We start from the raw sequence: 11,114 nt of genomic DNA, 5'->3' as shown, positions 1-11,114 counted from the left end.
AGCTGGGCTGGGCGCTGCTGGTGATCGTCGCCGTCGTATTCGCCGCCGGTGCGGCCGCGGGCCGGCTGGGCGATCGCACCCGCGCGCTGGTGCTGGGGCTGGGGGCCGGCGCCGGCTTCGGCGTTGTCGAGATCGCCGTGCGCCTGATCGATTCGCTGGACCTGACCAAGGCCGCGTTTTATACCAACCCCGCCGTCTACGCCGTCGTCGCCGGTGGGCTGGCCGGATTTCTGCTTCTCACTTCCGCATTGAGTCGCGGATCGGTGACTACGGCGGTCGCCGGAATGGTCGTGGGCGAGACCGTCGGCCCGGCTCTCGTCGGGGTGGCGTGGCTGGGTGACCAGACCCGCCCCGGACTGGGCTGGATGGTGGTGGCGGGCTTCGTGGTGGCAGTCCTGGCGACTTTGGCGCTCAGCCGGTTCGGGGAGGCCCCAGAACCGGCCGAGGCCTAACAGGGATGTCGAAAGCGATAAGACGGCAGGCGTTTTCGCGTCGCTGACCGGCTACAGCCGCTCGCCTTGCCGCAACGGGCGACCGAAACCGGCGATGTGTGCCGTGGGCCATCCGGCCGACTTCCCGGCGGGGTGTTCCACACCCGTTGCCCCTTCAACCAGTACGCTCGAATTGTGCAGCGACGGATAATGGGCATCGAGACCGAATTCGGTGTCACCTGCACATTCCACGGTCATCGTCGGCTGTCGCCCGATGAAGTGGCCCGCTACCTGTTTCGACGGGTGGTTTCTTGGGGCCGCAGCTCCAATGTTTTCCTGCGCAACGGGGCACGGCTGTACCTGGACGTGGGCAGCCATCCCGAATACGCCACCGCCGAATGCGACAGCCTGGTGCAGCTGGTGACCCATGACCGCGCCGGGGAGCGGGTGCTGGAAGACCTGCTGATCGACGCAGAGCAGCGGCTGGCCGACGAGGGTATCGGCGGCGACATCTACCTGTTCAAGAACAACACCGACTCGGCGGGCAACTCCTACGGCTGCCACGAGAATTACCTCATCGTTCGCGCCGGCGAATTCTCCCGGATCTCTGATGTGCTGCTGCCGTTCCTGGTCACCCGCCAGCTCATCTGCGGCGCGGGCAAGGTGCTGCAAACCCCGAAAGCCGCAACCTTCTGCCTGTCGCAGCGCGCCGAGCACATCTGGGAGGGTGTCTCTTCGGCAACCACCCGTAGCCGCCCGATCATCAACACTCGCGACGAGCCGCATGCAGACGCCGAGAAATATCGGCGCCTGCACGTCATCGTCGGCGACTCCAACATGTGCGAGATGACCACCATGCTCAAGGTGGGCACCGCGGCGTTGGTGCTGGAAATGATCGAAGCCGGCGTGGCGTTCCGCGACTTCTCGCTGGACAACCCGATCCGGGCCATCCGCGAGGTCAGCCACGACGTCACCGGTCGGCGGCCGGTGCGGCTGGCCGGCGGGCGGCAGGCCAGCGCGCTGGACATCCAGCGGGAGTACTACAGCCGTGCTGTCGAGCATCTGCAGACCCGCGAGCCCAATGCGCAGATCGAACAGGTGGTGGACCTGTGGGGCCGTCAGCTGGACGCGGTGGAGAGCCAGGACTTCGCCAAGGTCGACACCGAGATCGACTGGGTGATCAAGCGCAAGCTGTTCCAGCGCTACCAGGATCGCTACGACATGGAGCTGTCGGACCCGAAGATCGCCCAGCTGGACCTGGCGTACCACGACATCAAGCGCGGCCGCGGGGTCTTCGATCTGTTGCAGCGCAAGGGCCTCGCGACGCGCATCACCACCGACGAGGAAATCGACGCTGCGGTGGACCAACCGCCGCAGACCACTCGGGCACGGCTACGCGGTGAGTTCATCAGCGCCGCCCAAGCGGCCGGCCGCGATTTCACCGTCGACTGGGTGCACCTCAAGCTGAACGATCAAGCTCAGCGCACGGTGCTGTGCAAAGATCCGTTCCGTTCGGTCGACGAGCGAGTCAAGCGGCTGATCGCCAGCATGTAGCTGCCTTGCGCTGCGCGACGGACTGGGAGATTCCGGCAATTAGGGTGGTGCGGGTGACGGTTTCGAAAGTCGAAAGATTGATGAACCTCGTCATCGCATTGCTGTCCACCCGTAGCTACATCACCGCGGAGAAAATCCGGTCCAGCGTGGCCGGGTATGCGGACAGCGCCAGTGACGAAGCGTTCTCGCGGATGTTCGAGCGCGACAAGAACGAGCTGCGCGATCTGGGTATCCCGCTGGAAACCGGCCGGGTGTCGTCGTTCGATCCGGTGGAGGGCTATCGGATCAACCGCGATGCGTATGCGCTGCCCGCCGTCGAGCTGACCGGCGACGAGGCCGCCGCCGTCGCGGTGGCCACGCAGTTGTGGGAGTCGCCGGAACTGATCACCGCCACCCAGGGTGCGCTGCTGAAGTTGCGCGCCGCGGGCGTCGACGTCGACCCGGTCGCGCCGATCGCGATCGCGTCGCCGGCCGGAAGCGTGGGACTACGCGGGTCGGAAGACGTTCTGGGAGTGCTGCTCTCGGCGATCGGTTCCGGGCAGGCCGTGCAGTTTCCGCACCGGCCGTCACGCACTGAGCCCTACACCACGCGCACTGTCGAGCCGTGGGGCGTGGTGACCGAGAAGGGGCGCTGGTATCTGGTCGGGCACGACCGCGACCGCGGCGCCACCCGCACCTTCCGGCTGTCCAGGATCGGCGACGAGGTGACGACGATCGGCCCGGTGGGCGCTGTCACCCGGCCCGGGGATGCCGACCTGCGCGAGATCGTGGCCAACGCCGTCGCAGACGCACCGACCGGTGTGCGGGCCCAGGTCTGGGTTGCCGATGGCCGGGCCACCGCGCTGCGGCGCGCCGGGACATCGCTGGGTTCCCGACAGCTCAACGGCCGCGACGGTGACGTCATCGAGGTCGACATCGGGAGTACCGGTCGCTTGGGACGGGACATCGCCGGCTACGCCGCGGACGCCGTGGTACTGGAACCCGCGTCACTGCGCGACGAGGTGCTCGACCTGCTGGGCGCTCACGCCGCCGAGGGAGCATCGTGACACGCGCCGGCGGCCCGACCGTGCGCCGCATGAGCGGCGCCAATGAGGAGGTGCGGCGCCCATGACACCCGTGTCGACGCGACTGGTGCGGCTGCTGAACATGGTGCCGTATTTCCAGGCCAATCCGCGCGTCACTCGCGCCCAGGCGGCATCTGATCTCGGTGTTTCGGTCAAACAACTGGGGGAGGACCTCGATCAGCTGTGGATGTGCGGCCTGCCCGGCTACGGCCCGGGCGACTTGATCGACTTCGAGTTCACCGGTGACGCCGTCGAGGTGACGTTTTCTGCCGGGATGGACACCCCGCTGCAGCTGACCTCGCCGGAGGCCACCGGCCTGCTGGTGGCGCTGCGCGCGCTCGCGGATATCCAGGGCGTGGTCGATCCGGAGGCGGCGCGCAGCGCGATCGCCAAGATCGAGGCGGCAGCGGGAGCCGCCGGACACGGACACGACATCGCCGCGGTCGACGAGCCGGCGCCGGTGGAAAGTCAGGCCGCTGCTGCCGTGCGGGCCGCCGTGCGGGACGGCCGGGCGCTGACCATCGACTACTACGCCGCCTCGCATGACACGCTGACCACCCGAATCGTCGACCCCATCCGGATCGTGCTGGTCGGCGACCAGAGCTACCTGGAGGCATGGTCGCGAGAAGCCGAAGGCGTGCGGTTGTTCCGGTTCGACCGCATCGTCGACGCCAGCGTGCTCGACGAGCCTTCTGCGCCACCGGAACCCGCGCTGCAGGCGCCGCCGGACACCTCGCTGTTCGACGCCGACCCGTCGTTGCCGTCGGCGACACTGCAGCTGGCGCCGGCGGCGTCGTGGATGTTCGAGTACTACCCGATGCGGCTGCTGCGCGAGCTGCCCGACGGGTACTGCGAGGCGGCGATCACGTACGCCTCGGAAGACTGGATGGCCCGTCAGGTGCTGGGCATGGGGGCGGCGGTGCGTGTTCTGGGGCCGGAGTCGTTGGCCGCGCGGGTACGCGAGGCCGCGGTGGCGGCGCTGGAGTCCTACCAGGCCGCGGCGCGGTCCGGCTGATGAACCAAACGCTGCGGTAGCATCGTTGTGACATCTGGAGGTAAATAAAAGTGAATGCTCTGACTCCGGGTCACCTGGCTATCATCGCGGTCCTGGTGATTGTTCTGTTCGGCGCCAAGAGGCTTCCCGACGCCGCTCGCTCACTGGGCAAGTCGTTGCGGATCTTCAAGTCCGAGGTGCGTGAACTGCAAAGCGACAACAAACCCGAAACGTCTGCCACCCAGGCCGCGCCGGCTCAGCCGGTGCATTCCGAGCGGGTCGAACCGCCGGCGGCTGACGGTCGGTCGGCCTAGCCCGGCACCGCTCCCGCGGCGCCCGAGCGCCTAATTCACTGTGCGCACCACCGGTTTATTCAGGCGGCTAGACCCGCGTTCCCGTCGCAGCCGCACCAACCCCGACGCGACCATGTCGCTTGTCGACCACCTCACCGAGTTGCGCGCGCGGCTGCTGCTCTCGCTGGCGGCCGTCGCCCTCACCACGACGATGGGTTTCGTCTGGTACTCGCATCCGCTGTTCGGGCTGGAAAGCCTGGGCGAGTGGCTGCGACACCCGTACTGCGCGCTGCCACCCTCGGCGCGGGCGGACATCGCCAACGGCCAGTGCCGGCTGCTGGCCACGGCGCCGTTCGACCAGTTCATGCTGCGGTTGAAGGTCGCGTTGACGGCCGGCGTGGTGCTGGCCTGCCCGATGTGGCTCTACCAGCTCTGGGCGTTCATCACCCCAGGGTTGTACAAGAAGGAACGGCGCTTCGCCGTCGCATTCGTCGTCCCGGCAGCGTTGCTGTTCGTCACCGGCGCGGTGCTGGCGTACCTGGTGCTGGCCAAGGCGCTGCACTTCCTGCTGACGGTCGGCAGCGACGTGCAGGTGACCGCGCTGTCCGGCGACCGGTATTTCGGGTTTCTGATCAACCTGCTGCTGGTGTTCGGGGTGAGCTTCGAATTCCCGCTGCTGGTCGTGATGCTCAACTTCGTCGGCGTGCTCACCTACGCGCGACTACGGTCCTGGCGGCGCGGCCTGATCTTCGCAATGTTCGTGTTCGCAGCCATTTTCACGCCGGGCTCCGACCCGTTTTCGATGACGGCGCTGGGGCTCGCACTGACGCTGCTGCTCGAACTGGCCATCCAGATCGCCCGGGTGCACGACAAACGCAAAGCCAAACGTGAAGCGCTGACCGCTCTCGCCGACGACGAAGCCTCGGTCATCGACCCACCGTCTGCGGTTGGGGCTCCGTCGAGCATCGCCGGACCTCATGACGACATCACCTGACGGCGGCGAGACGGGCGAATTAGCCCGGTTCACTGCGGAATTGGCATTTGAGCTCGACGGCTTCCAGCGCAGGGCCTGCGCGGCACTGGAGAGTGGTCACGGCGTTCTGGTGTGCGCGCCGACCGGAGCCGGCAAGACTATCGTCGGCGAATTCGCGGTGCATCTGGCGCTGGTGTCCGGCGGAAAATGCTTCTACACCACGCCGATCAAGGCGCTGAGTAATCAGAAGCACAACGATTTCGTGGCGCGCTACGGAAAAGATCAGATCGGGTTGCTCACCGGCGACCTGTCGGTGAACGCCGACGCGCCGGTGGTGGTGATGACCACCGAAGTGCTGCGTAACATGTTGTACGCAGATTCGCCTGCGCTACGCGGACTTTCGTACGTGGTGATGGACGAGGTGCACTTCTTGGCCGACCGGATGCGAGGCGCGGTGTGGGAGGAAGTCATCCTGCACCTGCCCGATGACGTGCGTCTGGTGAGTTTGTCGGCGACGGTGAGCAACGCTGAAGAGTTCGGCGGCTGGATTCAGACCGTGCGCGGCGACACTTCGGTGATCGTTGACGACCACCGGCCCGTCCCGCTGTGGCAGCACATGCTGGTGGGCAAAAGGCTTTTCGACCTCTTCGACTACGAGGCGCACGAGCCGGGGGGCCGGCGCCAGTCAGTCGTCGACCCAAATCTGTTGCGCCACATCGCCCATCGTCGTGAGGCCGATCGGCTATCGGACTGGCGTGCCCCGCGCCGGCAAGGCGGGCGGGGAGGCTCCGGACGCCCGGGCCGGTCGGGTTTCTACCGGCCGCCACCCCGGCCCGACGTGATCCGCCTGCTGGACGCCGACGGGCTGCTGCCGGCGATCACTTTCGTGTTCTCCCGGGTCGGGTGCGATGCGGCGGTGGCCCAGTGCCTGCGGTCGTCGCTGCGGCTGACCACCGAAGCCGACCGGGCACAGATCGCCGAGGTGATCGACCACCGTTGCGGTGACCTCGAGGATGGCGACTTGGCCGTGCTCGGCTACTACGAGTGGCGCGAGGGGTTGCTGCGCGGCATCGCCGCTCATCACGCCGGACTGTTGCCGGTGTTCCGGCACACCGTCGAGGAGCTCTTCACCGCCGGGCTGATCAAGGCCGTCTTCGCCACCGAAACGCTGGCACTGGGCATCAACATGCCCGCGCGCACAGTGGTGCTGGAACGACTGGTGAAGTTCAACGGCGAGCAGCATCTGCCGCTGACGCCGGGCGAATACACCCAGCTAACTGGTCGGGCCGGCCGGCGCGGCATCGATGTCGAGGGTCACGCCGTGGTGCTCTGGAATCCGGGCGAGGACACCAGCGAGCCGGCGGAGGTCGCGGGCCTGGCTTCCACTCGCACCTTCCCGCTGCGCAGCTCGTTCGCCCCGTCGTACAACATGACGATCAACTTGGTGAACCGAGTGGGACCGGAGCAGGCGCACCTGCTGCTGGAGCAGTCGTTTGCGCAGTACCAGGCCGACCGCTCGGTGGTCAGCCTGGTCCGCGGCGTGGAGCGCGGACAGCAGATGCTCGACGAGGTCGCCGCCGAGCTCGGGGGACACGACGCGCCGGTCCTCGAATACGCCCGGCTGCGCGACCAGATCAGCCAGCAGGAGCGCGCGCAGGCCCGGGCGTCGCGACTACAACGTCGGCAGGCGGTCAACGACGCGCTGGCCGGACTGCGCCGCGGCGACATCATCACGATCACCCACGGACGGCGCGGCGGCCTGGCCGTGGTGCTCGAGGCTGCCCGCGACAACACCGACCCGAGGCCGTTGGTGCTGACCGAAAACCGTTGGGCCGGAAGAATTTCCTCGGCGGACTACTCCGGTGAATCGGCCCCGGTCGGGTCGATGACCTTGCCCAAGCGAGTCGAGCACCGGCAACCCCGGGTCCGCCGCGACCTGGCCTCGGCGCTGCGTTCGGCGGCCTCCGGATTGACCAGCCCGGGTGACCGCCGAGGCAAGCGCACCGACAGCAGCGACGTCGACCCCGAGTTGGCGTCGCTGCGTGAGGAGATGCGTCGTCATCCCGTGCACCGTGACTCCGATAGGGAGACCAGGGTCCGGGTCGCCGAGCGCTATTTGCGGATCGAACGGGACAACGCCGCGCTGCAGAAGAAGGTCGCCGCCGCCACCAACTCGTTGGCGCGCACCTTTGACCGGATCGTCGGACTGCTCACCGAACGAGGGTTCATCGAGCCGGCTGACGACAGTCCGAGGGTGACCGACGACGGTCGACTATTGGCCCGGATCTATAGCGAGAGCGATCTTCTGGTCGCCGAATGTTTGCGCACCGATGCGTGGACAGGTCTGCGGGAGGCGGAGTTGGCCGCGGTGCTTTCAGCGGTGCTGTTCGAAACGCGGGGCGGGGACGGGCCCGGGGCGCCGCGAAACGAGCAGGTGCCGACCCCGCGGTTACGTCAGGCGCTGACTCGAACGCGGCGGCTGTCGGCAGAGTTACGCGCCGACGAGCATCGGCACCGCATCACACTGAGCCGCGAGCCTGACGACGGTTTCGTTGCGGCCATCTATCGCTGGGCGAGCAGCGGCGACCTGGTCACCGCGCTGGCTGCTTCCGACAACGAGGGCGCCGGTTCGGCGCTGTCGCCAGGGGATTTCGTACGCTGGTGCCGGCAGGTACTCGATCTGCTCGACCAAGTCCGCAATGCCGCTCCGCAGCCGGAGATGCGGGTCACCGCGAAACGCGCGATCGACGCCATTCGGCGCGGCGTCGTAGCAGTTGACGCCGGGTAGGCTGAGCCGAAGCTACGGTGGCCTACGGCGACCGACGCGAGCACTGCAGTGAGTACTGAGAGGACTGACACACGATGAGCGGACCGCATGGACCCGACCCGACGCAGCCGTGGCAACCGCAGGGTGAAGGTCAGCAGTCGAGTGACGAACAGGCACAGCAGGTGTCGCCGTGGCAGCAGCAGTCCTCCGGCGACCAGGGCTGGCAGGGCTCGGGCGCAGAGCAACAGACCTGGCAGGCACCGGCGTACACGCCCACCGAATACGGGCAGTACCAGCAGCCGCCCACCCAGTACTACCCGCCGTCGCAGACGTACCCGCAGGGCTACCCGCAGCCGGGCCAGTACGGCGGCCAGACCGCCGCGTACGGCACGCCGACCACGCAATACGGGCAGCCGGGCCAGTATGGAGAGCCAGGTCAGTACGCGCAGCCGGGTCAGTACGGGCAGCCGGGACAGTACGGCCAACCCGGCCAATACCAGCAACCCGGCCAGTACGGCCAGTACCCGGGCGCCTACGGTCAGCCGCCGGCCGGTCCCAAGCGGTCGCGGACGATGGTCGGCCCCGTCATCGGCGTGTTGGCCGCGGTCGCTGTCGCGGTGGTCTTGGTGCTGGGCTTCTGGGCACCAGGGTTCTTCGTGACCACCAAGCTGGACGTCAGCAAGGCCGCTGCCGGCGTGCAGCAGATCTTGACCGACACCAGCAACGGCTACGGCGCCAAGAACGTCAAAGACGTCAAGTGCAATAACGGTCAAAATCCGACCGTCAAGAAGGGCTCCACCTTCGACTGCGACGTCAGTATTGACGGCACCAAGCGTTCAGTGACGGTGACGTTCCAGGACAACAAGGGCACCTACGAGGTGGGCCGGCCCAAGTAGCGCCGGATCACGACGCGGGCAGCGCGTCGAGCGCCTTCTGTAGTCGCGCGATCGACGATCCGACGCCCAGCCGGGTCGCCAGTTCAGCGGTGCGCGCCGGGTCGGTCGCCACCAGCGTCAGGGTGTCGGTGGCCGTGGAGAAGGCGACCGGGGCATCGGTGGCCACCGCCACGACAGGTCCGGCCACCTCGATGTAATCGGTGGCCGCACGCAGCTTTGCCCTAACACCTTTGGCCAGTGACGATTTCGGGTCGTCGACGGCGCTCAGGATTGCTGCCAGCGAGCCGTGCTGCGCCAACAACGTCGCGGCGGTCTTCTCTCCGATACCGGGCACGCCGGGCAGCCCGTCGGACGGGTCGCCACGCAGCAGAGCCAGCTCGGCGTAGCCTTCGCCGGCCCGATCGACGGGCACGCCGTAGCGCTCCGCGACCTCCGCGGGCCCCATCAGCGTCGCGTTGGTCAGGCCGCGTCCGAGGTACAACACCCGTATCTGAACCGGCTTGTCACGGACCACCTGCAGCAAGTCGCGGTCGCCGCTCACGACGACCACCGGGTCACGCCGCTCTTGGGCAGCCAGCGTGCCGATCACGTCGTCGGCTTCGAAACCCTCCGCGCCGCCGGTGCAGATGCCGAACGCGTCGAGAATCTCGGCGATCATCTCGACTTGCGGCGACAGATCGTCGGGCACTTCTTCGACATCGGTTTGCCCGCTTGGGTTTTCCTCTTCGACCCGATGTGCCTTGTACGACGGGATGCGATCGACCCGGAACTGCGGGCGCCAATCCAGATCCAGGCAGACCACCAACCGGCCGGGTTTGTGCCGGGTGATCACCGTGGCCATCGAGTCGATGAAGCCGCGGACCGCGTTGACCGGCCGGCCATCGGGCGACGTGATCGAGGACGGGACCCCGAAAAACGACCGAAACCACATGCTGGCGCCGTCGAGCAGCAACAGCGGTGCGGACATGCCCGTCATCCTGCCAGTCGCTTGGCTAGCCTGACTGTCATGGGTTCTGACCGCTTCGACTCAGAGGTCTATCGCCGCCGGATAGTCGCAGTGACCGCCGCCACCGCCAACGCGGGCCTGGCCGGTCTGGTGATCACCCCGGGCTATGACCTTCGCTATCTGCTGGGCTCGCGCGCGCAGACTTTCGAACGTCTCACCGCGCTGGTGCTACCGGCGTCCGGCAGCCCGACCATCGTGGTGCCGCGACTGGAGTTGGCGTCGCTGAAACAGTCCGCCGTCACCGACCTTGGCCTGGTGGTGCGGGATTGGGTCGACGGCGACGACCCCTACCAGCTGGTCGCCACCGCGATGGGCAGCGCTCCGGTGGCAACCGCGGTCACCGACTCGATGCCCGCCCTGCACCTGTTGCCGCTGGCCGACGTCCTCGGCGTGCTGCCGGTGCTGGCCACTGATGTATTGCGGGAACTGCGGATGGTCAAGGACGCGGCCGAAGTCGACGCGCTACGCAAGGCGGGTGCGGCCATCGACCGGGTACACGCCCAGGTGCCGGACTTCCTGGCGCCCGGTCGGACGGAGGCCGACGTCGCTGCCGATATCGCCGAAGCCATTGTCGCCGAAGGACATTCGGAGGTGGCGTTCGTCATCGTCGGTTCCGGCCCGCATGGCGCAGACCCGCATCATGAATACTCCGATCGCGAAATTCGCGCCGGGGACATCGTCGTCGTCGACATCGGAGGTGCTTATGAGCCCGGCTACAACTCCGACTCGACGCGGACTTACAGCATCGGTGAGCCCAGTCCCGAAGTCGCACAACAGTACTCGGTGCTCCAACGGGCCCAGCGCGCGGCAGTCGAGGCGGTCCGCCCTGGCGCGACCGCCGAACAGATCGACGCCGCCGCGCGCGACGTGCTGGCCGAAGCCGGGCTCGCCGATTACTTCGTGCACCGCACCGGCCACGGCATCGGACTTTCGGTGCACGAAGAGCCCTACATCGTCGCGGGCAACGATCTGCCGCTGCAGGCGGGCATGGCGTTCTCGGTCGAACCCGGGATCTATTTCCCGGGGCAGTGGGGAGCGCGCATCGAAGACATCGTGGTGGTGGCCGAGGACGGCGCCGAGCCGGTCAACCACCGGCCACACGAGCTGATCGTGGTTGCGGTTTAAGTATTAGGCTC

Annotated in this window: 9 protein-coding genes and 1 pseudogene; 9 read left to right on the top strand and 1 reads right to left on the bottom strand. The window is 67.4% G+C overall.

The window, feature by feature from the left end:
• From WAO18_RS09610 to WAO18_RS09575, 8 genes and pseudogenes are all read left to right on the top strand, one after another.
• Positions 1-452, top strand: a pseudogene (locus tag WAO18_RS09610) (hypothetical protein); the annotation flags it as partial.
• Between the two features lie 174 nt (positions 453-626).
• Positions 627-1,985, top strand: a complete 1,359-nt coding sequence (pafA, locus tag WAO18_RS09605; protein WP_422205867.1) for a Pup--protein ligase — start codon at positions 627-629, stop codon at positions 1,983-1,985.
• 53 nt (positions 1,986-2,038) lie between these two features.
• Positions 2,039-3,031, top strand: a complete 993-nt coding sequence (locus WAO18_RS09600) for a helix-turn-helix transcriptional regulator (protein WP_422205865.1) — start codon at positions 2,039-2,041, stop codon at positions 3,029-3,031.
• Between the two features lie 61 nt (positions 3,032-3,092).
• On the top strand, positions 3,093-4,064 hold the full coding sequence (locus WAO18_RS09595) for a helix-turn-helix transcriptional regulator (protein ID WP_422205863.1): 972 nt from the start codon (positions 3,093-3,095) through the stop codon (positions 4,062-4,064).
• Positions 4,065-4,114: 50 nt separating this feature from the next.
• Complete coding sequence (tatA, locus tag WAO18_RS09590; protein ID WP_422205862.1) at positions 4,115-4,357, top strand: Sec-independent protein translocase subunit TatA; 243 nt, start codon at positions 4,115-4,117, stop codon at positions 4,355-4,357.
• A gap of 40 nt (positions 4,358-4,397) precedes the next feature.
• Positions 4,398-5,330 (top strand): twin-arginine translocase subunit TatC, encoded by a 933-nt coding sequence (gene tatC / locus WAO18_RS09585; protein WP_422205860.1) that lies wholly within the window; start codon positions 4,398-4,400, stop codon positions 5,328-5,330.
• Positions 5,314-8,097 carry a DEAD/DEAH box helicase gene (locus tag WAO18_RS09580; protein WP_422205859.1) on the top strand — a complete coding sequence of 928 codons (2,784 nt, stop codon included), beginning with the start codon at positions 5,314-5,316 and terminating at the stop codon, positions 8,095-8,097. The genes tatC and WAO18_RS09580 overlap by 17 nt, the downstream gene beginning before the upstream one ends.
• A gap of 74 nt (positions 8,098-8,171) precedes the next feature.
• Positions 8,172-8,972 (top strand): DUF4333 domain-containing protein, encoded by an 801-nt coding sequence (locus tag WAO18_RS09575; RefSeq protein ID WP_422205857.1) that lies wholly within the window; start codon positions 8,172-8,174, stop codon positions 8,970-8,972.
• 7 nt (positions 8,973-8,979) lie between these two features.
• On the opposite strand, the gene WAO18_RS09570 is transcribed toward WAO18_RS09575, so the two are convergent.
• Positions 8,980-9,939 carry a 5'-3' exonuclease gene (locus WAO18_RS09570; protein ID WP_422205856.1) on the bottom strand — a complete coding sequence of 320 codons (960 nt, stop codon included), beginning with the start codon at positions 9,937-9,939 and terminating at the stop codon, positions 8,980-8,982.
• A 39-nt stretch (positions 9,940-9,978) separates the two neighbouring features.
• On the opposite strand from WAO18_RS09570, the gene WAO18_RS09565 reads away from it, so the two are divergent.
• Positions 9,979-11,103, top strand: coding sequence for a M24 family metallopeptidase (locus tag WAO18_RS09565; protein ID WP_422205854.1), 1,125 nt, complete (start codon positions 9,979-9,981; stop codon positions 11,101-11,103).
• The last annotated feature ends 11 nt before the right edge of the window (positions 11,104-11,114 follow it).

This window comes from Mycobacterium sp., assembly GCF_049278535.1.
Lineage (GTDB): Bacteria > Actinomycetota > Actinomycetes > Mycobacteriales > Mycobacteriaceae > Mycobacterium.
This window is presented reverse-complemented; position numbering and strand designations above follow the sequence as displayed.